This window comes from Biomaibacter acetigenes (genome assembly GCF_003691585.1).
GTDB lineage: Bacteria > Bacillota > Thermosediminibacteria > Thermosediminibacterales > Tepidanaerobacteraceae > Biomaibacter > Biomaibacter acetigenes.
In genome coordinates, this window is record NZ_CP033169.1 from 317257 (window position 1) to 339662 (window position 22406).

26 protein-coding genes, 1 pseudogene and 2 riboswitches are annotated in these 22406 nt (G+C 35.5%); of the genes and pseudogenes, 21 read left to right on the forward strand and 6 right to left on the reverse strand.

Annotated features, from left to right (window positions below):
- Positions 1-76: 76 nt before the first annotated feature.
- Positions 77-514 carry an RNA polymerase sigma factor gene (locus tag D2962_RS01510; RefSeq protein WP_162991044.1) on the reverse strand — a complete coding sequence of 146 codons (438 nt, stop codon included), beginning with the start codon at positions 512-514 and terminating at the stop codon, positions 77-79.
- A gap of 427 nt (positions 515-941) precedes the next feature.
- Between D2962_RS01510 and D2962_RS01515 the strand changes: the two genes are divergently transcribed.
- The 3 genes from D2962_RS01515 to D2962_RS01525 all read left to right on the forward strand — a co-directional run bounded on the left by D2962_RS01515 (position 942) and on the right by D2962_RS01525 (position 3446).
- Positions 942-1583 (forward strand): RNA polymerase sigma factor, encoded by a 642-nt coding sequence (locus D2962_RS01515; RefSeq protein ID WP_122013895.1) that lies wholly within the window; start codon positions 942-944, stop codon positions 1581-1583.
- 206 nt (positions 1584-1789) lie between these two features.
- A complete protein-coding gene (locus D2962_RS01520) occupies positions 1790-2572 on the forward strand; it encodes a hypothetical protein (RefSeq protein ID WP_120768197.1) in 783 nt (260 codons plus the stop codon).
- Positions 2573-2867: 295 nt separating this feature from the next.
- The gene (locus tag D2962_RS01525; RefSeq protein ID WP_162991045.1) at positions 2868-3446 is read left to right on the forward strand and encodes a hypothetical protein; all 579 of its coding nucleotides are present in this window, start codon (positions 2868-2870) and stop codon (positions 3444-3446) included.
- Positions 3447-3551: 105 nt separating this feature from the next.
- Here the strand turns inward: D2962_RS01525 and D2962_RS01530 are convergent, their stop codons facing one another.
- A complete protein-coding gene (locus D2962_RS01530) occupies positions 3552-4829 on the reverse strand; it encodes a sigma-70 family RNA polymerase sigma factor (RefSeq protein ID WP_122013896.1) in 1278 nt (425 codons plus the stop codon).
- A gap of 361 nt (positions 4830-5190) precedes the next feature.
- Positions 5191-5280, forward strand: a riboswitch (cyclic di-GMP riboswitch).
- A 72-nt stretch (positions 5281-5352) separates the two neighbouring features.
- On the opposite strand from D2962_RS01530, the gene D2962_RS17375 reads away from it, so the two are divergent.
- The 8 genes from D2962_RS17375 (at position 5353) to D2962_RS01565 (ending at position 10482) form a co-directional block, all read left to right on the forward strand.
- Positions 5353-5517, forward strand: coding sequence for a hypothetical protein (locus tag D2962_RS17375; RefSeq protein ID WP_162991046.1), 165 nt, complete (start codon positions 5353-5355; stop codon positions 5515-5517).
- Between the two features lie 145 nt (positions 5518-5662).
- Positions 5663-6400 carry a hypothetical protein gene (locus D2962_RS01535; protein WP_162991047.1) on the forward strand — a complete coding sequence of 246 codons (738 nt, stop codon included), beginning with the start codon at positions 5663-5665 and terminating at the stop codon, positions 6398-6400.
- A 40-nt stretch (positions 6401-6440) separates the two neighbouring features.
- Complete coding sequence (locus D2962_RS01540; protein WP_122013898.1) at positions 6441-7649, forward strand: outer membrane protein assembly factor BamB family protein; 1209 nt, start codon at positions 6441-6443, stop codon at positions 7647-7649.
- A gap of 163 nt (positions 7650-7812) precedes the next feature.
- Positions 7813-8292 carry a hypothetical protein gene (locus tag D2962_RS01545; RefSeq protein ID WP_120768974.1) on the forward strand — a complete coding sequence of 160 codons (480 nt, stop codon included), beginning with the start codon at positions 7813-7815 and terminating at the stop codon, positions 8290-8292.
- Positions 8293-8332: 40 nt separating this feature from the next.
- A riboswitch (cyclic di-GMP riboswitch) is annotated at positions 8333-8421 on the forward strand.
- Positions 8402-8851: a helix-turn-helix domain-containing protein gene (locus D2962_RS01550; RefSeq protein ID WP_162991048.1), complete on the forward strand. Its 450-nt coding sequence runs from the start codon at positions 8402-8404 to the stop codon at positions 8849-8851. (Overlaps the previous riboswitch by 20 nt.)
- Positions 8852-8883: 32 nt before the next feature.
- A complete protein-coding gene (locus tag D2962_RS19800; RefSeq protein WP_425456611.1) occupies positions 8884-9030 on the forward strand; it encodes a sigma factor-like helix-turn-helix DNA-binding protein in 147 nt (48 codons plus the stop codon).
- 318 nt (positions 9031-9348) lie between these two features.
- On the forward strand, positions 9349-9513 hold the full coding sequence (locus D2962_RS01560; RefSeq protein WP_120768978.1) for a cyclic lactone autoinducer peptide: 165 nt from the start codon (positions 9349-9351) through the stop codon (positions 9511-9513).
- A gap of 102 nt (positions 9514-9615) precedes the next feature.
- Positions 9616-10482, forward strand: a complete 867-nt coding sequence (locus D2962_RS01565) for a hypothetical protein (RefSeq protein WP_120768980.1) — start codon at positions 9616-9618, stop codon at positions 10480-10482.
- Positions 10483-10779: 297 nt separating this feature from the next.
- Here D2962_RS01565 and D2962_RS01575 read toward each other — a convergent pair whose 3' ends face one another.
- Complete coding sequence (locus D2962_RS01575; RefSeq protein ID WP_162991049.1) at positions 10780-11424, reverse strand: nuclease-related domain-containing protein; 645 nt, start codon at positions 11422-11424, stop codon at positions 10780-10782.
- Between the two features lie 794 nt (positions 11425-12218).
- Between D2962_RS01575 and D2962_RS01585 the strand changes: the two genes are divergently transcribed.
- The 5 genes from D2962_RS01585 (at position 12219) to D2962_RS01610 (ending at position 16418) form a co-directional block, all read left to right on the forward strand.
- Complete coding sequence (locus D2962_RS01585) at positions 12219-13073, forward strand: hypothetical protein (RefSeq protein ID WP_120768499.1); 855 nt, start codon at positions 12219-12221, stop codon at positions 13071-13073.
- 99 nt (positions 13074-13172) lie between these two features.
- A complete protein-coding gene (locus tag D2962_RS01590; RefSeq protein WP_122013902.1) occupies positions 13173-13712 on the forward strand; it encodes a hypothetical protein in 540 nt (179 codons plus the stop codon).
- Positions 13693-14175: a hypothetical protein gene (locus D2962_RS01595; protein ID WP_120768503.1), complete on the forward strand. Its 483-nt coding sequence runs from the start codon at positions 13693-13695 to the stop codon at positions 14173-14175. The genes D2962_RS01590 and D2962_RS01595 overlap by 20 nt, the downstream gene beginning before the upstream one ends.
- Positions 14176-14367: 192 nt before the next feature.
- Positions 14368-14676 (forward strand): DL-endopeptidase inhibitor IseA family protein, encoded by a 309-nt coding sequence (locus D2962_RS01600; protein ID WP_122013904.1) that lies wholly within the window; start codon positions 14368-14370, stop codon positions 14674-14676.
- A gap of 953 nt (positions 14677-15629) precedes the next feature.
- Positions 15630-16418 carry a hypothetical protein gene (locus tag D2962_RS01610; RefSeq protein ID WP_122013905.1) on the forward strand — a complete coding sequence of 263 codons (789 nt, stop codon included), beginning with the start codon at positions 15630-15632 and terminating at the stop codon, positions 16416-16418.
- Between the two features lie 251 nt (positions 16419-16669).
- Here the strand turns inward: D2962_RS01610 and D2962_RS01615 are convergent, their stop codons facing one another.
- Positions 16670-17143: a hypothetical protein gene (locus D2962_RS01615; RefSeq protein ID WP_122013906.1), complete on the reverse strand. Its 474-nt coding sequence runs from the start codon at positions 17141-17143 to the stop codon at positions 16670-16672.
- Between the two features lie 215 nt (positions 17144-17358).
- On the opposite strand from D2962_RS01615, the gene D2962_RS01620 reads away from it, so the two are divergent.
- From D2962_RS01620 to D2962_RS01625, 3 genes are all read left to right on the forward strand, one after another.
- The gene (locus D2962_RS01620) at positions 17359-17601 is read left to right on the forward strand and encodes a hypothetical protein (protein WP_120768511.1); all 243 of its coding nucleotides are present in this window, start codon (positions 17359-17361) and stop codon (positions 17599-17601) included.
- A 236-nt stretch (positions 17602-17837) separates the two neighbouring features.
- Entirely contained in the window at positions 17838-17993 is a 156-nt protein-coding gene (locus tag D2962_RS17380; RefSeq protein WP_162991050.1) for a hypothetical protein, read from the forward strand.
- A 271-nt stretch (positions 17994-18264) separates the two neighbouring features.
- The gene (locus D2962_RS01625) at positions 18265-19404 is read left to right on the forward strand and encodes a GerMN domain-containing protein (RefSeq protein WP_162991051.1); all 1140 of its coding nucleotides are present in this window, start codon (positions 18265-18267) and stop codon (positions 19402-19404) included.
- A gap of 490 nt (positions 19405-19894) precedes the next feature.
- Here D2962_RS01625 and D2962_RS01635 read toward each other — a convergent pair whose 3' ends face one another.
- Positions 19895-20221, reverse strand: coding sequence for an AzlD domain-containing protein (locus D2962_RS01635; protein ID WP_122013907.1), 327 nt, complete (start codon positions 20219-20221; stop codon positions 19895-19897).
- Positions 20211-20816, reverse strand: coding sequence for an AzlC family ABC transporter permease (locus tag D2962_RS01640; protein ID WP_122013908.1), 606 nt, complete (start codon positions 20814-20816; stop codon positions 20211-20213). The genes D2962_RS01635 and D2962_RS01640 overlap by 11 nt, the downstream gene beginning before the upstream one ends.
- Positions 20817-21354: 538 nt before the next feature.
- Between D2962_RS01640 and D2962_RS01650 the strand changes: the two genes are divergently transcribed.
- Complete coding sequence (locus D2962_RS01650; RefSeq protein ID WP_222927625.1) at positions 21355-22056, forward strand: HAD family hydrolase; 702 nt, start codon at positions 21355-21357, stop codon at positions 22054-22056.
- Between the two features lie 40 nt (positions 22057-22096).
- Positions 22097-22351, forward strand: a pseudogene (locus D2962_RS01655) (AAC(3) family N-acetyltransferase); the annotation flags it as partial.
- Between the last annotated feature and the right edge of the window lie 55 nt (positions 22352-22406).

Genomic DNA, 22406 nt, shown 5'->3' on the forward strand with positions numbered 1-22406 from the left:
TCGGAAAAATACATATCAAATTCATCTTTATATTCCTTCATACAACTTCACACCACTCCTGGGATTTTTGGGATTCCTATGCAGAAATACCCAAAACTTCTCCTATGTCTTTAAATGGAAGGTCATAATAGTATCTTAATATTACAACTTGACGGTATTTTAAATTCAGCTTATTTAAAGCATTGATTATCTTCAGCTTATTTTCTTTATCAAGAATTAAGTCTAACGGATCTTCAAAAGAATATTTTTCCTGTAAATTATCTATTTGGTCCGAGGGATATATTCTGGAATTTTTTCTTATCATATCGATAGCTTTGTTCGAAGCTATAACGGCAACCCAGGCATGAAATTTTTTTATATCTCTCAATTTCTCAAAGTTGTTGAATGCCGATATAAAAGCCTCCTGGACGGCATCTTCGGCGATGGAATCGTTGAGGGTAATCAAACAGGTCGATTTATATATCTTATCAAAATACTTGTCATAAAGCATTTCAAACAGATCGCTGTTTTCCAAAATTCTATCACCCCTTACAATCTTTCCCTGCATGTCCATTATATCACAAAAAGATTGTAAAAAATATTTTTAAAATGTTTACATAATGTTGAAACCTTTTTGGGGGTTCATGCGACTATATAATGAAAAAAATCGGGGTCTTCGTGGATAGACTTAAAAAGTTATACCTTTGTGATTATCAATCGGATTATGCATACGGGATAAAGACGGTGCCGGTGTCTCAAGGCAAGTATTACCGGATTAAAGCTACCATTATGCGGAAGACGGCTCGTTGACAGATGAAACAGTAGCCACAACGGATAAGATCATAGTCAATTAAACCCACTATGACAGCCTGGCTGCTTGTTGGATATCTGCAGTGGTTCATCCACCGCGCCTTTTTGCACGGTTTTTTATCCCGGATTTTATCACGGAAAGAGGGATAAACATGAAACATGAAGAAAGGCTCGGCGAATTGATATTAAAAATGAAATCGAGAGATGAGGAAGCTTTTGCAAAACTGATTGACACATTTAGCCCAATGTTAAGAAAATACAGCTATCAAATGGGGTATGATGATGACTTCACAGAGGAGCTAACAGAAAGGTTGATAAATGCCATTCACAGATTCAATCCTGAAGTTTATAACAGGGGGAAGGGGCCGAAGGAAGATTATGATATGGATTTATTGGAAGCAAATCTTGTAATATGGGTAAAAAACTCCATGAAATATGCAGTCGAACGCCTTGCCGATAAATATGAAACATATAGCAAAACACAACTATCTATTCTTAATTGCCCTGTTTATGATGACAATGAAGAAGAAATGATAGATCGGGTAGCCGATGAAAATGTTGATATAGCCGAAGAAATTTGCAGCGATATGGAAGCTCAAAAAAAATTGTCAAGGCTGCCGAAAAAGCAGAAAGCAACAGTAATATATACAATTTTATCAGGCTACTCCGAAGCCGAAACAGCCAAGAAGATGAGGATATCACAGCAAGCAGTGCATAAGTTAAAACAAAGAGCACTGGAGAATTTGAGAAAAGAGTATTTAAAGGATGATTATTGGAAGATGAATAAAAATTAAATTCATGCCATACTAAACGAATTTTAAAAGCTCAAATATTCTTTTAATTTTTTTGTACAAGAGGTTGTTATTTTTGGGTGTGGATGTAATTTTATATAGTAGAAGGGAAAAATTTACGGGAGAGAGGGTGGTTCCGCTGGATAATTATCTTTAAAGTTAATAGCTCCGGTTGATTCTCAAAATAATATTTATAAGGAGGAGTTCAGATGTATACCTCACAAATAAAAAAAATATTAGTAATTTCTTTGTTGGTTTGTATGTTGGCATTTAATTTCGTTTACGCAGCTGTACCAGATAATATAAATGATTCTATTGTTTTAGTTAAAAATAAAGAAATAAAAGATATAAAACAGATAATGAAATTAGCAGTTAAACCAGAGCAATCCGAGCTCCCATTGAAAATATTAAATAAAGATGATAATATTGAACTAAAGGTATTTAATCAAGTGTTGGAGAAAAAGAAAAATGTCAAAACGGGGGCTATAACCGAAGAAGGAATAGCTACAATAATTTCAATATATAAGAATCCTTATAAAGATGAAACATCTTTTAAGTCGGATAATCATATAGGTGTTTTGAGCGAAATAGGATGGTTAACTGATGAAGGGTATGACGGAAGTATTAGTGTATATGGTTACGCAAAATTTCATTACTATAGAACAACGCAAAATAATGAAGAATTTATGGCTGTTGACGAATATCGTGGTTATTATGAAATAGTAGATGAAAGCGTAACTGTATCTAACCCGCAAATGCTAGTATTCTGTGATGGTTCCACTTTAGATGGTGGAAGAGTTTCAAATGAGCGACGATCTTTTAATCTGGTGGAAGGAGTGACAAAAAGTTTCGTTCCACCTTGGAAAGATGAATATGTTCATATAAGTTACATGTCAGGTCACGCTTGTAAAGTTACATTAACATGTAAAATGGGAACAAGAACTTGGAATTGTACATGGGAAGTACAAGAAGGATTGCAGGATGTTTGGTAAAATAGATTATCCAAAAATTGGAACAAAATCTTTTTACTTACTTTCTTAGGAAAGTAAAAAATGGCTGGCATACATGTTAAATGTATACCAGCCAATATGTCATCTACATATCTCTGATAGAAGAATTCTTTTGTAAGAAGAATCTATGGAGTCGGAGAAGGACATTAGACAAGGTTGTAATCGGGTGACCGTTTACGCTTTTCATTGTGGTCAAGGCGTTTTGGAATTCAGCCACATGCTGGTCAAATTCATTCAGATACATATTTACCAAAAGCGGACTGATGAGTGAACCCTGATGGAGTTCATTACTATTTGTGCTGCCAGCGGTAGCGGCAGAATGGAGGTTATGATGAAGAAAACAGTGCTTTTAAGCATTATTTTATTTGTTTCCTTATTAGTTGGTTGCGGTATTGGCTTTGAAAAAGAAGCAGATCAAGAAATAGAAAAGATACTAAATGAGTCTAATTATGAGAACATAATAACTTATAAAGGAGAAAGCCAAAATTGGAAAGTAAATTATATTGATGAATATACAGATATTTGGGAGAAGGATAGTGAGAATAAAGATCAATACTATATGAAAGTTAAAAGAAACTGGATTTTAATCTATAAAGGAAATAATTTAAATGAGCTAAAGGGAAAAAGCGTCAACTGTTGCTTCAAATCTCCAATTAACGTTCATTCTACATCTGCAAAGTTTGAAAATGGTATTTTCATATCACAGGAAGAGAAAGAACAAAAAACAAGCATTCCCCGAGGGCAGGAAGATTTTAAGTATGAAGCAATAATAACATGGGATGAAAAAAATACACAAAAGAATGAAATTATTACATTGCATATCGATAAAAATCGGCTTGCTACAGAGCGAGAATAAGGCTTCTTAAATGAATTGACCCTTTTATTTCCTTACTGGAGGTTTTTGCTATAAATGCTAAGTATATTATTGTAATATTAGACCGGCTTTTAACCGGTCTTAGTTTTACCTTATAGATTTTCCTATGCTTATAATTTCCTCCTCCGCCAGAGGGCCGGAAATACTGTAGAACATCGCCGGTGTATGCCAGAGGAGCTGGCGGGTATCGTTCTTTTTAAACCAAATGAGTGTGGCCTCAAAACCATTTAAATATACTGTTTTAACATCGGTGTTGTTTTTTCTGAAGTTGTAAGAAAAGGCGGTGGGTCTGGTGACTGGAGTTTCCTCTACGGTGAAATACCTGTCATTGTTACTGGCTTCATATTTAAGCTCGATGGAAGACATTCTGCTGTTTTCATCTCTTATGAATACTCCGGAAAGCCGATATCCATCGGGGATGTATGCTGGAAATACAATTTCATAATCCAGCATTTTTTGAACCTCATCGGGACTGCGATAGGTTTTTTCACTCACGGCGTTTGTTTCTTTCTGTCCCTGCAATGTATCCTTTTCTGTCTGAGTAATGCCTGAAATATTAACCACGTTTCCAAAAAAACTTTTTATAGTCTTGAAAAAACCATGACCTGCAAAGGCGCTGTTACCCGTGCCTGCAACAAATCCCATAAAAAATACGAGCAGGACGGCTGCGGCAGCCAGTGTTCTTTTTACCCACACCTGTTTTTTAACCTTCTTTGAAACATTGAGCTCTTTTTTTATTTTTAGCCAAATCCGCTTTTTATCCGGTGAAATAATATCATCGGAAATTTTTTTTATCTGTTCGGAAAAATACATATCAAATTCATCTTTATATTCCTTCATATAACTTCGCGCCCCTCCTGTGATTTTTGGGATTCCAACAATTTCTTTAATGTGTTTTTTTGCTCTATGAAATCTGCTTTTAACTGCCGCTGCAGAAATACCCAAAACTTCTCCTATGTCTTTAAATGGGAGGTCATAATAGTATCTTAATATTACAACTTGACGGTAGGATAAATTCAGCTTATTTAAAGCATTGATTATCTTCAGCTTATTTTCTTTATCAAGAATTAAGTCTAACGGATCTTCAAAATAATATTTTTGCTGTAAATTATCTATTTGGTCCGAGGGATATATTCTGGAACTTTTTCTTATCATATCGATAGCTTTATTCGAAGCTATAACGGCAACCCAGGCATGAAATTTTTTTATATCTCTTAATCTATCAAAGTTATTGAATGCCGCAATAAAAGCTTCCTGGACGGCATCTTCGGCGATGGAATCGTTGAGGGTAATCATATAGGTCGACTTATAGATCTTATCAAAATACTTGTCATAAAGCATTTCAAATAGATCGCTGTTTTCCAAAATTCAATCACCCCTTACAATCTTTCCCTGCATGTCCATTATATCACAAAAAGATTGTAAAAAATATTTTTAAAATGTTTACATAATGTTGAAACCTTTTTGGGGGTTCATGCGACTATATAATGAAAAAAATCGGGGTCTTCGTGGATAGACTTAAAAAATTATACCTTTGTGAATTATCAATCGGATTATGCGTATGGGGCAAAGACGGTGCCGGTGTCCCGAGGCAAGTACTATCGGGTTAAAAGCTACCATTATGCGGAAGACGGCTCATTGGAAGATGAAACAACCGCTACAACGGATAAGATCATAATCAATTAAACCCATCAGGAAAGCAAAGAATGCCCAGAAAAATAAATATCAGCAATAAGGGCAAACTTATAGAAAGGTAGGGGCGCAAAGCCACAGGGTCTAAAGTGCCCCCGCACTATAACAGCATTGAATTGATATTTAAAAAATCGGGCAATAAACTAAATTAAAAGAACAATGAAATCATGGAAACATAGAAAGGAGGTGAAAAATTATGACAGAATTGTTAAAAAGAAAAATTATAATAAGTGCTGCATGTTTATTCACACTTGTTGGTACGGTCGCTGCTATTGAACCTATGTGTATGGGGAGGTTTTATCCCCCCCATGTTCCGGAAATCTTGAAGGGGCCAATTAAAAAGAAGAAAGGTATTGTATAACCTTTCTTCAAAAAGAAAGAAATTCAGTTAAAATCATATAGCAAAAAAGTTGATTTGTAAAGAACAAAATAATTATTGGGAGGAAAAGTCATGAAATATAAAGTGCCTATTTTAATGCTACTGTTTATTTTTAGCACAATGTCAGTTGCTTTTTGCAACACCTACTTATTTTCGACAAAATCCCAGTTCTTCTGATGATTATGGTGGAGCATGGGTAGAAGATGTTTCTAGCTCTATTAAATCTGAGATTGCGAGTACCGGTTGTAATATTTCATGTATGGCTATGGACTTTAAGACATGGGGTTTTAAGACAGTTGATTCATTTTATGATGAGAGAACAGGTGAGACTATCGCTCATGCAAATGCAGACCCCTATGTAGTATACAAGCTTAATAACAACGACACTTATGTATCTGACTATTATGCTCTTTGCAAGAAATTCGGCACAACCTTTAACAGGATAGTAGAATTTGCTTCGAACGCTACCGATCAGACAAAAGCCCAACTTACCGACGCATGGCTTGATGACGGCTATTACCCAATTGGCAGGATTTTAAAACCCGGAACTACAAATCATTACCACTCAATTTTATTCATTTATAGTTCACTTCCAGGGCCTTACAATATAAACAGTATACAAAATTTAAATAACGTATATACCTCTGAAGCTATAGGAGATGATAAAAATGAAATAAATGATGCTACAGAACTCAATACAAAACTAGATGGAGATGTCGTTATACAAGCTTATGAATCAAATTTCAAGATTCACGATCCTTATGTAGGTTCAAACAGCGGCGGACCAAATATATATTTTGATGACAACATATATGGTAAGGGCTTTAGTATCCTGAAAAAACTGCTTATAATTAATAAACCATAATAAGAGGGGCTTTTGCCCCTCTTGTGAGGAGAGATTTAATATGGGAAGAGGAAAAAAGTTTTTTATTATTAGCATTGGAGTTTTATTGACATTATGTTTTATTTACAGGCTTGAGTTTTATAAAAGTATTCCATCCGGGCAAATGATGTGGAATGTCCAAGATCCTGAACAAGATGAACAATCTATTTTTCCGATAGCTGACGTTGATCCAATTAGGAAGACTCTTTATATCGCTATGGACAATAATACTATCAAGGCTTTAAATGTTTCAGGTAAAGAAAAGTGGAATATTCAACTAAATGAACAATGTTTAATTAAAAATATAAAGGTTTGCCCCGATGGAAATGTTCTTATAATAAGTGATAACAAACCTTTTTTAACCAAAATAAACCCAGATGGGCAAATCTTGTACCAAAGCTCAACCGAAAGTAATATAAATGGGATTAGTGCATCGGATACTCCGAAATTTGACGAAAAAGGTAATTTTTATCTAATAAGTTCCGGCGGTGATGTAATAGCTTTTAGTAAAGAATGTAAAGTTATATGGTCTAAAAAATTGAGTAAAAGCCTGGAGTTTATCGAAATCGGCGATACGGCAATATATGTTGGCACTTTTATGAAACCTTCAAAAGTGTGGGCTATTGATTATAATGGTAAGATTCTTTGGGAATACTCTAAAAATCCATCGGTTATTATGGATCTTGCTGTTAACAATAACGAAATTTATCTTTCCTGTATGGATTCAGAACTGATACAAAAGATTTTTGACGACCAAATAGATAAAGAAACGGCTAACCCGTGTAATGTAGTGTGTTTGGACGATAAAGGTAAGGAAAAGTGGACTAGTACTATCCCCGGAGCGAAATATGGTTCCGACGACATCTTATATTCTTCTAATAATAATAGTATATATGTAATAGGTTTCCGGGGAGACTGCTACAATTTATGCTGCTTCGATACAGAAGGAAGACTCAAATGGAATACTGAAAATCTGTATAATATAGATCCCTGGTGGCACAATTATTCTTTTATTGTCGATAAGCAGGGAAATATTTATTTGGGAACTTTTAACAATAACCTTATTAAACTGGACAAAAACGGCAATAAATGTTGGATGTTTACTTCCATAAAAAAGAGCGCTTCAGGGGCTCTTCCTATCGCTATTGACGAAGTACATGACATAGTGTTTGTTGGGATGGCTTACTATGAAAAAAGACGGAAAAAAGATCGTGTGAACTTTTCGCTGTAAGGAATTAACTCAACCCCACCACCTGCCGCATATATTTTTGTACCGTTGGCCTGCTGATTTTAAAGTCACGAAAAAATTTTTAAAATGTAGTATAATGTTGAAACCTTTTTGGGGATATATACGACTATATAGTGAAAAAAATTAAAAATTAGGAGTGATCGGTTTGAAAACATATAGATTTTTAGTACCAGTATGGTTATTGCTAGTCCTCTTCAGTCCTTTGGTTGCCGCTGCTCCTATATCTGCATCAGAAAACTATTCAGTTTCCCACAATGAAAGAGATTTTTTAAAAGAAAAAATAAAGGGGTATGAGGTACAGACCGATGATTATCTGATCGACATATGGCACTGCCAAATCAGAGATGTGGGCAATGGGAATGTAGAACTGTATGGTTATACAAAATGTAACAGAGAATGCGACAAAGTAAGTGTTAAATTAGTGCTCCAACAGCTATCGGGATCTTCATGGATAGACTTAAAAAGTTATACCTTTGTGGACTATCAATCGGATTATGCGTATGGGGCAAAGACGGTGCCGGTGTCCCGAGGCAAGTACTATCGGGTTAAAAGCTACCATTATGCGGAAGACGGCTCATTGGAAGATGAAACAACCGCTACAACGGATAAGATCATAATCAATTAAACCCATCAGGAAAGCAAAGAATGCCCAGAAAAATAAATATCAGCAATAAGGGCAAACTTATAGAAAGGTAAGGGCGCAAAGCCACAGGGTCTAAAGTGCCCCCCGCACTATGACAGCATTGATATTAAAAATGAAATCGGGAGATGAGGAAGCTTTTATAAAACTTATTGACAGATTTAGCCCTATGATTAAAAAATGCGGATATCAAATGGGATATGGTGATGACTTCACAGAAGAACTAATAGAAATGCTGATATGTGCCATTCACAGATTCAATCCTGAAGTTTATAACAGGGGGAAGGGGCCTACGGAAGATTATGATATGAATTTATTGGAGGCAAATCTTGTAATATGGATAAAAAACTACATTAAATATGCAGTCGAATACATTACTGATAAATATGAAACATATAGTAAAACACAATTGCCTATTCTTAACTGCCCTGTTTATGATGACAATGAAGAAGAGATGATAGATCAGGGAGCAGATGAAAATGCTGATATGGCCGAAGAAATTTGCAGCAGCATAGAAGTTGAAAAAAACTATCAAAAAAGCTAACAGAAAAAGAAAAAACAATAATAATACATACAATTTTACTTGGTTATACCGAAGTCGAAACGGCAAAAAAGATGGGGATATCACAGCAAGCAGTACATAAGGGAAAAAAGAGAGCATTGGAGAAACTGAGAGAAGAATATTTAAAGGATGAGTATTGGAAGATGAAGGACGATGATTAAATTTATACTATATTAAACGAATTTAAAAGTTCAATATTTTTTTAAGTTTTTTTGTACAAGAGGTTGTAATTTTTAGGTGTGGATGTAATTTTATATAAGTAGAGGGAAAAAATAAGGGATCAGGATAGGAGAAGTTGCAATTTTTCGCCGGTTGGTGGGGAATCAAGAGGAGACGCAAGAGAAATTCCATAAAAGATTGGGCTTTCTTTTCCTACCAGTTTTCCCGCCAGAATATCGATATTGACTTTTAAAAATCGGGTAATAAAATAAGCAAAAGAACAGGAAAATCATGGGAAAATGGAAAGGAGGTGAAATTTCGTGACAGACTTAAAAAGAAAAATAATAGCAATCGATGCATATTTATTCACACTTGTTGTTGGCACTGTCGCTGCTGATAAACCTTTTTGCATGGGATGGTTTTATCAGCCTGAAGTACCGGAAATCTTGAAAGGGCCAATTAAAAAGAAGAAAGGTGTTGTATAACCTTTCTTCAAAAAGAAAAGTAACCACAATAGAAATTATATGTCAGGAGAGTAGCTTTGTAAAGTAATAAAAGTAAAGAAAATAAATGGAGGGAACAATATTATGAAAAAATGTTTTAAAATGATCCTGTTGATAGTATTAACGGTTGTTTTAACTTTCGATAGTGTTGCAGTAGCAGCTAGCAATGATAATACAACAAATAAAGTTACAATTCAGATAAATGAATATCTACATTTGAAACAACTTAAAGATAAAAATAATAACGAATTAAAGAAATTAGGATATTCCGATGCAGAAATAGATAAGATAAGGAATATAGATTATGCAGAAGAATTAAGGAAGAGAAGTAAGTTAGATAAAAACATTCTACGCAATCTAGGTTACACGGAAGACCAAATTAATAAATTAAAAAATTTTAATGGAACAGAAGAAGAAATAATATCATTGGCTTCTACTTTAACTTTAACTGCTACTACAAATAATTTTTTTTATAATTCTTCAGATGACAGGACATATTTTAGAGTCAAATGGACTTGGAAATGGTCATCAGCGCCATTTGAAATGGAAAATGATATAATTGGTATCGGCTGGGACCCAAATATGTATATCGATACTTCCACAAATTATACTTTTCATATGGTTAGATATAAAAATTATAGGGAGGGATATACTTATTATCAAAGTGCGTCAGTAGATCCAGTATCGGCTTCTGGTGCAGCTGAAAGTGTATGGGATATGTGTATCAATGTTTCAAGTCAACCACTCGATTATGATTGGTCTTACTATGGATATGGATATATTAGAGTGTCAAAAGCCGGGAGAATACCTGAAGCTGCGATGAGAATATCATATGGTCATAGTACAACAACTATAATACCTAGTGTCGGATCACCATTTAATGTTGGTTTTACCATTGAACCACAATCATGCGAAGAATATGATTATGAATATATACACGCTACTCTATAATATTTAACAATAAATCTAAAGCAAAAGTAATTTCCATGGAAGTAAATTTTATTTTACTTCCATGGAAAGTTTTTATAAAATATTCTCGTTAATATAATATGGAGGTTTGCAAATGGAACAAAGAGTATATTTTAAGTATCTTTTAGTGGGACTTATTACGACTTATATAATATTACAACTGTCGGCCGGGATGAGTTCAACTTTTTTTTCAAGTTCAGGTGAGGGGTGTATTGTCAGTGCAATATGTATAGTGGGAGGAATAATAATTTCTTGTACATTTGCAGTTATAGATACACTCTACAGAATTTTCCAGAATAAAAACAATGATATAAAGAAATAAAATGGCGATAGGAGATGGCAGACTGTAATTTTTATATTTTTTATACTCTCGATATGCTTTCTTTTAATATCTTCTCCAGCAAGAGCAAACCTTTCTAAAGCAGAATATATCTCATCTATTTTATTTTTTGTTAAAAGTTTTGGGGAATTTGAAATATCTTTTTTTATTGTTCTTGTTAAATCTTGCCTATTAATAACTTTAACTGTAGGAGAAGTAACATTAATTTTTTTCAATTTACATCTTTCACTAAATACAATGTATGATTTAAATACAGATTCGTCTACATCAAATATATTTTTAAGTACCTTTATATGAGCTTTATTCTGCCATATTGGATTAAAGAAGTGATTTTTTTGTTTGTTTTGTAATGTTTGTGTCCAATATTTGCTTTTTTCGTCACCGAATATCCAACCACTATAATTTTTAGACTCAAAAACATATACTCCCGTTTCCTCAATCATCACTAAATCTATTTCTGTGGTTGTTCCATCTTCCTTAGGCACATATATATTTGTTAAAAGTCTTTTATATTCAGGTAATCTTTCCAAATATGAAAAAGTTAAAAATTCCCCATAATTTCCTTTGTCAAATAATGTTTTCAAAAAACTATTGCCGCTTATACTTTTATATCCAGAGCGTTTGTATTGAATGTATTCATGGAACGTATGTTCGCCATGATTATAGTATATAATATTTAATCATAAAGTTCAATATTTATTTTTAAAAATATATTGGTCCTTGCAGTCTTTATAAGAGATTTCGGTAACAAATATGTAAAAAAACGTTTAAAAATACCATGGAGCGGTGAAAAGAATATAGCGGGCTGCCTTGAAGTCTTATCTCCCGCTGAAAAGATTTTCTCTGTGAGGTACATAGGAGACTCATTCCGATGAATTAGGAAGCAATTCCTTGATTCAAAATATGGTTCAAAAAAAATGAGTCAGGTCGAGTAGACATGGGCCGCAAGGCCCATGTCTACTCGACCCATTTGTCGCATTCTCGTTAATTTTATGGTTTAATATGACTGTTAAAATAATAAAAGATGATCAACATGCCAAGATATGCCAGAAAGAAGTAACAGCAAAGTCTAGAGGAATTGCTGGAAAGCCTTGGATAGAGCCTGAATGAGATAAGAAATTTAAAAGACAGGAAAAAGGGACAAATTTTTAGGGGATATCAAGAGAAGCCGTCAATGTTAATTAGAGAAATAGCGAAGATCCTTGGCATCAGTAAAGATATCGTATTCAGAGCCCAAAATGCAAAATGCGACACAAAATGCGCAAAATGCGACAAATCAAGAACCGTCCCCTGTGTGTGTGGCAATAGAACCTCCTGCAGCTTGAAATTTTTTTTATAAGGCCTGAGCTTTCTTTAAAGATTTTATGGAGGTGTAAATATGAACAAAAAAATACTAATCTATCTGATTATAGCAGCCTGCATGCTGCTGGCCGGCTGTGACGGTGGAAAAGATGCAAGACCGGATGCTATACTACCGAATGAGGCTATTGCCGAGAAAGATTTGTTCACATTGGAAGACATAACGAAAGTTTTTTCCGAACAAGGGATAAATCTAAGAAAAGCAAATGAGCCGATACCGCAGCAACTTAAATTAAACGGAAAGACACCTGCCGTATTTCAATCGGAATACACCGATGAAGATTATTATTTCATCTGGGTTTACGATTCTATAGAAGATAGAAGCAAGACTTTGAATGAATATATTCAAAACTACAGCGATAAGGTATTGTTTAAAGGGGAAAAAATAAAATTTTCTTATGGCCTTACAGCAAAAAATGTTTTGATAGCTTACACATTAAAAGAGAGTAAAAAATCAAACCCCGGTTTGGATGTTTTAAATGAACAAAATAAAATAGAAGAAACAGTGCTGGAAAAACTAAACGACATAAAACAAATTATCTTTGAAGGGCAAGGAGATAATTGGGAAGCCAAGATTATTGTAAAATATTTTGAATACTATTGGCAAGATAAAAATGGAGCCACACATAAAGAACAATATTATCAGAAATATCCTGTATTAAGATATAAAGGCAATAACCCCGAAAAGGTGGCCAGAATTAGTTATACATATGATGGTGGTTCTTTTTCAGGTGATTTTTTAGATAAAGACGGTTATGTTTATGGGAGCAAAGCTGCGGGAGTTGAGTCAAGACCTAAAGAAGATGACGTATATACGATTACTATAAAATGGAATGATGAGGAAGAGACTTTTAAAATGATAAATGTGGATTGATTGGATTATGGACATTCAATAAATAATCCCTTTTTACTAATGATGGCTGCTATCATGACTTCACGGACATTCCTTAATCCAACGGAGGAAACGAGCTCTATGAAAAAGACTATAACCTTATTTTTAATTGCCTTCTTTATGATAAACATGACATCATGTTATGAATTAAAAAGGAATGTATGGGAAGAAACTGTAAAGGAAAAGCTGTATTCCTTGCAAAACAGCGATGGAGGATTTAAAGAATCATCTACTGGCCCTTCCACTCCCCAGGCCACCTACAAAAGCCTGTACATACTGACAAAATTGGGATATGAAGTTAAAAACCCGGATATTGTAGAAGAATACTTGAGAAACACTCTAAAGGCATTACTGGAAAACCCGGACTATCACCCCCTGGTGATGCTGAACACATTAAAAGCTCTCCAAATACTGAGTAAAGACAAAAACATAAAATCCATTCTAAAAGAGCTCGACTCGAATTTATATGAAGCATTCCTCCATAACACCTACCAGAACCTTGAAGAACAACTGAACCGGCAGGACTTTGAACAGGCGCTATACGACATATCAAACTACGCCGAAATCCTTGTAAGGAGACCTTTTAATATCTTATTATGCGATGATGACCCAGAAGTATAACCATGTTCCGGAAGAACCCTTACTTTGCTCCAATGATTATCTGAATTTCTTTAAATCGGCATCCGGCGGAGCAAGACAGAACAGCGGCCAGCCGCCATCCCTTTCCATGACGGAAAAATACATACAGATGACCTCATTCATAAACAGCTACAGAATGAAGACTTCAGACAGAGCCGTTGAAGGATCTTCAAACCATACAATGGACCTATCGGTATCCGATTATAAATTCAGGCGCCTGGAGGATTGCGATCTTATCCTGTTGAAACTGTACAACGCTGAACACAGCCTCTGGAATAAATATTACATTACGGACGGAAAAACGAAGATACCTGCCAAAACCAAAGTTTCTCATACAGCCGAATATAATGATATAGTTGTTTTTCAAATCCCAAAAGGAGCTGCAAACACGAGGCTTTTTTTCTATTTTTCGGAAAAAGGATATACCGAAGTCCCGAGATTTTAAAAAAGCAAACAAGGAGTCCGCCATTAATAATGCGTTAATCAACTTTTATGCATTTCAATCTCCAAAACTTACAGAACAAGAGGCAAAAGACCTGGCCAGAAATTCTTATGAAGCATTTAATTATCTTTTAGAAGGCGGAGAGAAATCTACGGTTGATGAAAAGATATTCAAACTGAGAATCCTTGATCAAATATAGACTCTGAGCAAAAAGTAATTGCACTTCTAAAAAAATATTTTACCAGTGAAAGAGCTAGAATTATTTATGAAACTTTAGGGTTCGAAACGGTGAATGGAATGTTTTACAAAGAACTTAGTGATATTTGCGGCATTTTTATATGGGAAAACGCAATAATTTACGATATAAAATTTAATAAAAATATGGCTCGAGCAGTATTTTTAGTTCCGTTTGAATCAGAAACAGGTACACATTATAAAGAAACTGTAGTAGAATATATTTATTTGAAAGACCAGGGTTGGAGAATAAACTCTCAAATATATTGATAAATTAGACCCTGTACTCCTGCTTAATTACCCTGTAAAAGCAAATGTCAACGACCCATGGGATGGTAAAGTTAAACTTCTGTCAGATCTTACAACCGGAAATAAATATGGACGTTATATCGTTATCTTTTCCAAACGGTAGGTGATAATGTGAAGACCGTGTCTACACCCAAACTTATTGTATCCTGTTTCATATTAACCGTATTGCTTTTCACAGCAGCTTCCTGCTCCTCTACAAACTGGTAAGGAAATAGCTTTTATCGATGGGAACGGGTCGATAGCAATCGTTGATTCTTCGGGAAAACACGTCCGCCAATTATCTAACAGTCATAAAGCCAGATCCCTGGCATGGTCGCCGGATGGAAGCAAAATCGCATATCAAAGCTGGGACGGCGATGAATCATCTCTTTGGATTTTAACGGTTGAGAATGGCATCGAAGTGCTAGCCTTTAAAGAAGAGGGCCCTGGTTGTTCGGGTTCCTGGTCGCCGGACGGCAAATTCCTTGCGGTAGATGCAGGAGGATCTCTATACATACTTTCAGGTTCAACTTATGAAGTTAAAAACCGGGTCCCTTATTCCCTTAGGTATGTATGGTCTCCCGACAGAAACGGCTGATACCGATCATGCAGATCAAGACTGTGAGAACTGATCTTATCACTGTAACAGTCACTCCATTATTGTGAATTTTAAATCCGTTACTCTCTCTTTCTCCTAATTTATAAATACAGCGTTTTGACTACAAAAATTAGGAAGCTGGCTTCGAATAGTAACCGAAAACTTTATATTGTCCCTGCAAAATCTTGCAGGGACAATATAAATATTTTCATAAACTTAGATGTTCATCATAATTATCAGGATATAAAATGATATAATATAAATTTATAAATCATCAGTAAAAATAGTAAAGTTTTCCTGTGCACATCATGTTAAAAAAAATAGAAAGGATGTTTACATGAATAAGTTAAATTATAAAAATATTATCACTGTCTCATTTCTTGCTATTATTAGCATTTGTCTTTTGATCACAACCTGGCATTATTTCCAGTACAGAGATACGCTTAATCAAAAAAATGGAGAAATTAAAGTTGAAGAAAGAACAGATTTTGCCGAATTTAGGAAAAAAGATGTTGTTCAACTTAAAGAGTTCGGCTTCACCAGTAATGAAATAAACGCTATTCATAATATTGATCCGGACAACCTATCTCTAAGAGAGATATTACATGCTTTAAATATAGAACTTGATGAAAATTATATAGACCAATTATCATATGTTAATAAAGAGGAATTACGTAAAGGAGATCAATATGTTAACATAATTATAGAACCAGTGGAAGCGATTTATGTACCCCAAGAGGAAACAACATACCTTAAATTTCACTACACAGCAAATATACAAAAACCAATGTTTCGTCAAGGCAAAGATCGCTTCATATTTAGACATAATGGTTGGATTTATTTATTTGGATACTCAAAATTGCATTATATCTCTAAAAATGGAGAAAAAAGGTTTCAATACATTGGGACCAATTTTTTTAGCGACATAACTATCGATTTTAAATTAAGAAACAATTGGGAAGATGAAACGTTTTATTTAAAAGGCATATCAGGGTTAATGATTGCAAAGAAAGATGGATATACGGATATATCCACTTATAGTGAATACGATCATTTAAAGTTGTTTAACTATAAAAGACTTACTCAATACTGGTCGGATTTTATAATCCGGGATTACAAGAATTGATTTTGCTTTTTTTCACCATAGAACCCAAAAAATCGAATAGTTAGCCATAATTTTCTGGTCAGAGATACTGTTGTGACCCTGGAGAAAGCCGTATACAATATACAGGGTCGACCATATATGTCTATCTATTTGTTACATCGAATGAATAAAGAAGTTGGCAAAACATAAGCCCAGATATCAAAATGTTCTTTTTCAGCCTTAGCCGGTAGTCCACCCTTAGTGGAGAGCTGCCGACTATATTTATTGTATTATTATAACAGACCTATCCAGTGTTGAATGGAGGGTATTATTAATGGTGAAAGAATAACGGCGATGAGGGTGACGATTATCATTACATTTGTTTGATGCGCAGACTCTCGGATTTGATTTACTTCCAAATGTAGTTGCTCAAACTTATTATTTAAAGTAATAATCTCTTGTTTTAATTCGTTTCTAACGGAAACTATTTTTTGATCTAATTCGTTTTTAACGGAATCTATCTCTTGTTTTAATTCGTTTTTAACGGAATCTATTTTTTGATTTAGTTCTGTTTTTACGGAATTTATTTCTTGTTTCAGTTCTGCCCTTAACAACTCCGATTTTGAATCGGTTCTGTCCCTTAAATCATTTATCTGTTGCGAAAGATAAAAATATGCTGTTTCGCTTATTTTTGCCATATTAGTTTCGTTTGACTCGGTTCCACTGGCAATTTCCTTTTTGGCTTTTGATAAATCCTCCATCGGCATACTCGTCACATCCTCTCCCCTGATTAATTTTACCATATTCGTGTAAGGACAACAACTGTTTTAATATAATGTTTTAATATAATGTTTGTGGTTATTTTATGATAATGTCACGTAGACGGAGAAAAAAATTTTTAAAATGTAGCATAATGTTGAAACCTTTTTGGGGATATATACGACTATATAGTGAAAAAAATTAAAAATTAGGAGTAATCGGTTTGAAAACATATAGATTTTTAGTACCAGTATTGTTATTGCTAGCCCTCTTCAGTCCTTTGGTTGCCGCTGCCCCTATATCTGGATCAGAAAACTATGCAGTTTCCCACAATGAAAGGGATTTTTTAAAGGAAAAAATAGACCACCTAAAATTATTATTGAACGTTTATCTCAATTTAAAAAGGATTGCATGTTTGAATCTTTGGGAGAACCTGCTGAATTTTATGTATGGTACGGTACTTTGACTTCCAATTGGACTGCCGGCATGATAACACATACTAATCTTTGCGGTTCAGATAGCTTTTTGTCAGAACAGGATACCACTACGATCCCTGGGACCCTGAAGAAATTTGGGTAAATTTCGATGAATACAGTAGTGATATGGATGCAGTATATTTATGGCCTTAAAGGAGATGCATGTAAAAGGCAGTCTGGTAGGCTGCCTTTTATACGATATTTTAATTTTTGAGACAGGTGGTGATTGATATTAAAAGAATTTACAAAATTGCTAAAAATTACATTTATTATTGTTGAATATAATCAAAGTGGACAATATTTCAAAATCCCTGAAGAATCTCTTCATGAAATAAATGATGCAGATGATTTATCTAAGTGGTTGTTTTATGACAAGGATTAAAATATCATTATAGAACATAACGGCAGTGAATCTACTATAAGGCTGAAGTATCTGGTTACATAAAATGGTATTGAAACATATTATTATGATTCTGCGGATCATTATATAGCCGATGATGTTCATATAAAAGCAAAGGAAGCATATTTTGGCTCAACTTATGAATATTTTTAGGATCTTACCTTATGGTTTAAACAGGGAATTTAATTTGTTCAATTATGCATTAACAATCAATAACTTCGATTCCACCAGATTGTGGATGGGATTCATTTGCTTGAGTATTTTTATTTCTTTAATTTCAGGCTTTTTTATAGGAGTGAATTTGATGTTAAGTTCTTATGTCTATATGACAAACCGTTTACATAGAAATTTTATTTTTAATTTGGCTTCATTTCAAAATTATTTTGGAGTAGCGGTTTATTCACTCTATGGATTATCCTTCATTATAATAACTCTTTATTGTACACATTTTTACGTCCCTAAAAAAGCAATAAAATTCCTAGGCACATTACTCATTATTTTTTCGATTATCATTATTACATCGGGCTGCAACTACTCAAAGAAACCTTTAACCGTAGAAATACCTACTGCCGATCAAAAATACATTTACTATAATTTTGAGAACTCATTACTGATTCCGGTCCCGGCAAAATCGAAAAATGTTCAGTCTTTTAAAGACGAGTGGCTAGATTCCCTGGATATTAAAAACAAACCATATATGTCATTTCTAAAGAGAGATTATATAAAAAGCTTGACAATAAAAGATGGTATAGTTTACATGGATTTTACTAAAGGAATCATTGATTACGGGCATTCAATAAATAACCCTCATTTTATTGTCTTTGCAATGGATGCGGTGGTAAAGAACTTTACCCAATTTGAAGGAATAAAAAGCATAAGACCAACAGTGGAAGGAGAAAAAAATATTGAAATAGCATCAGAAGGTTTAGCAGAAGAATATGGCAAAGGGCCTTTAGATAGATTGGTTAATATGGCTACCCTCTTCAGTGATATCAAAGGAAAAAATGTAATGATTTATGCAATCCAGAAAGATCTGCAAGAACCTATTTTAATACCTTATACCATACCTATTCCGGAAAAAATAATTATTGATGGCAAAATACTTGAAATTGATTCTATAAATAAAATTATTGAAAAAACTATAAATATACAATTTAAACCGGATGAATATTTCTCAAACGTTATTTCTCTTTTTAAAAAAATCTATGATGACCAAGAGTATACTTATAAGATAGAAGATAATATACTGAAAATATTTCTGCCGGAAAAACGGTATAATTCGGAGTTAAAACTGTTGGTAAAAAGCATAGCGATGTATGCATCTCAATTTAACTTGAAATTTGATATTTTCGTAGGTGAAAATAAAGTTGATGTAATTTGTGATTCTCAGTAATCGAACGGGAACCACCGCTTATATTATCTTGAGCCTTTTGCAAGCAGAACTTATCCTGGCCGGTTTATTTCTTCTTCAAAAGCCTTTTACAATTCGATAAAGGCTTGCAAATATATCAAGAGATGTGGATACCACTCTTTTAACGTTTTTAAGACTGCATTATTTTGCCAGCATATCTCCGGCCTCGTGAAACTGCGGTGGGTCTCTTCCAATTTTACAAAAGCGTCCATATGGTTGAAGTTCCGGCGGTTTTCGTCATACCACTTTTCCAAGTTGCATTCGTGGTGACCGGCCAGTCTCGTGCCTTTGCCGGCGGCAGAAATCAGTTATTTACCGCTTTTCCCGAAACCCTTTCGGGTTCCGGTTTAAAGCCGTGTTCCCGATCCCTTTGAATTAAATCCGAATCTTTCAACGGTGCTGGCAAAGGTCTTGATGGAATTTTTTCATAATTATTATTTTCACAACAACAGGTTTTAAAGAGCAGCGTACTTCATAAAAGTATCAGCCTGTTGAGAGTTATTACTGTTCCAATTCCGAGGACGATGGTAGCTAAAACATTCTTGGTTTTATATGCGGTAAAGGCGGTGATAATTCCCGCCAAAAGATAGCTGTTGTTAAATGATATGTCCAGATATCGCCGGGGCATCAAGAGCGCCGGAATTATTAGAGCTGTCAAAAACGCAGTGGGGACATGCTTAAGCCGCTTTTTCAGCCAGGCAGGCATACCGGTACGGGCAAATATGACTTGAGAGCCAATACGGGTTATATAGGTTGCAACAGCCATACCTATTATAATAGAAATCAGTTTAAGGTTCATTTCTGCTGCTCCTTTCCAGTATCCCTCCGACAAAGGTGGCGGTGACTGCAGCAAAAATAATGTACCATTTGCCGGGAAGGAATAAAGCTCCCAGAATTGAACATAAAGCAGAGACCAGGCAGACAAGCAGGGCTATTCTGTCTGCCAGACGAGGAATTAACAGGACCAGGAAAGTTGCCGGAAGGGCAAAATCAATTCCCCATTCCAGCGGGTTTGGAATGTTACGATAAAATAACGCCCCGAGGAAAGTAGAGAAGACCCATGCAACATACAGGAAACTACTCACTCCCAGATGATAATTGAGGTCATAGCCTTTTTTTTCTATTCTGCCGATGATTAAAGCGTAGCTTTCATCTATCATGCCAAAGGCCAGGATATACTGAAGGGGCCGGGATAATTCCAGCAGATAGGGTGATAATGATGCACCCATCAATAAATGCCGCAGATTAATCAAAAAGGTGGTAAAGACAATTATCCCCCAGTTGGTGATACCGGAACTGATCATGGCAATGGACATAAACTGGGAAGCCCCGGCGAAAACCACCATCGACATAAAGGTTATCTCAAAGGTCGAAAAGCCTGCGTTGCTGCCCATTATCCCACAGGTCAGCCCGAAGGGAATTATTCCGCGCGGTTATGGGCAGGCAGTCATTAAATGCTTCCCTCCATTTTGTGACGTTAAAGTTTTGCAATGTATGAGACTGATTTTTCCACACTTATGATTTCAGCTCCTTTCATTTTTTTTATTATACAGTATGTGGAACTGCACAGCAATAATATCAGCCAAATGAAGAAGTTTTTTTGGAAGGGGTCGGCAGATTGGAAAAGGCAGTAATGAAATTTAAAAAGGGACAATATGTTATTCACTTCCATTAACATTTGATGCGCTCACCGATTTTTCTGCATTCAATACGTCTGCTCCCTGCGTATTCGGATCAGGACCGTGTAGCGAAAAGCGATGATCCTGCCCGCAAGATCCGGATGATTATAAATGCCCGTGACATAATATGAAAAACGCATGGAAGATGGCCGCATTTCCTGTTTTTTAACGGGTCGCGCTTAAACTTTGGGGGATATAAGAACCCATAAAATAAGGGAGACAAAACAGCAAAAATGGGTTAAAATGGAATTGGATGGAGAAGATTGCCATTCTGTCAAACGAATATGATGGTGGATGGGAGAATGACATGGATCTTAAAGGTGTTATTTTTGACCTGGACGGTACATTGCTCGATTCATTACCGGTTTGTTACAGTTGTTTTCGCAACACGCTGAAACACTATGTTGACCGCGACTTTTCCGACAGTGAAATAAGAGCTATGTTCGGCCCTTCTGAAGAGGGCATATTCAAAAAGTTGCTTCCGGATTCATGGGAGGACTGCTTAAGATTTTACCTGGAACAATATGACAAAGCACATTCGGAATATGACCGACCGTTTCCCGGGATCAAGGATGCTCTGGAATTGTTAAGAGAGAGGAAAGTGCGATTAGCCATTGTATCGGGTAAGGGTCCCAAAAGCATGGAAATATCACTGCGGCATTCGGGTCTGGGCAAATTCTTTGAAGTTGTGGTTACCGGCTCGGAACACGGAGCCAATAAAATATATGATACTAATCAAGTTCTAAAGAGATGGGGCCTTTCTCCCGATAGTGTCGCCTATGTGGGGGACATGGCATATGACATTTCTGCCGCTAAAGAAGCAGGCGTTTTTGCCATAGCCGCAGCCTGGGCCGGCACAGCGGAATTTGAAAAGCTGAAGGCCATGAAGCCTTCATTGATCTGCCCCGACGTAGAAACATTGATAGAATGGATAAAGGAAGGAGGCAATTTATGAGTGAAGCGGAGGCCATAAACAAAACGCTTAGGCTTAAAGCATTGCGGAGGATCTATATAAGCTTGGGGTGGGCAGGGGAGCCACACTGCTTGTCCATTCATCTTTGAGCTCTCTGGGATGGGTATGCGGCAGCCCAGTCGCAGTAATACAAGGGTTGATGGATGCGGTGACAAGTGAAGGGACCATAATGATGCCTGCCCATTCGGGCGACTATTCCGATCCGAGCTGCTGGGGCAATCCGCCGGTACCCGAGGAATGGTGGCCCACCATTAAAGAGACAATGCCTGCGTATGATATGTCCTGATATGTCCGGCAAGGAAGGTGGACCTGGCTCAATCCAGGTATTTCAT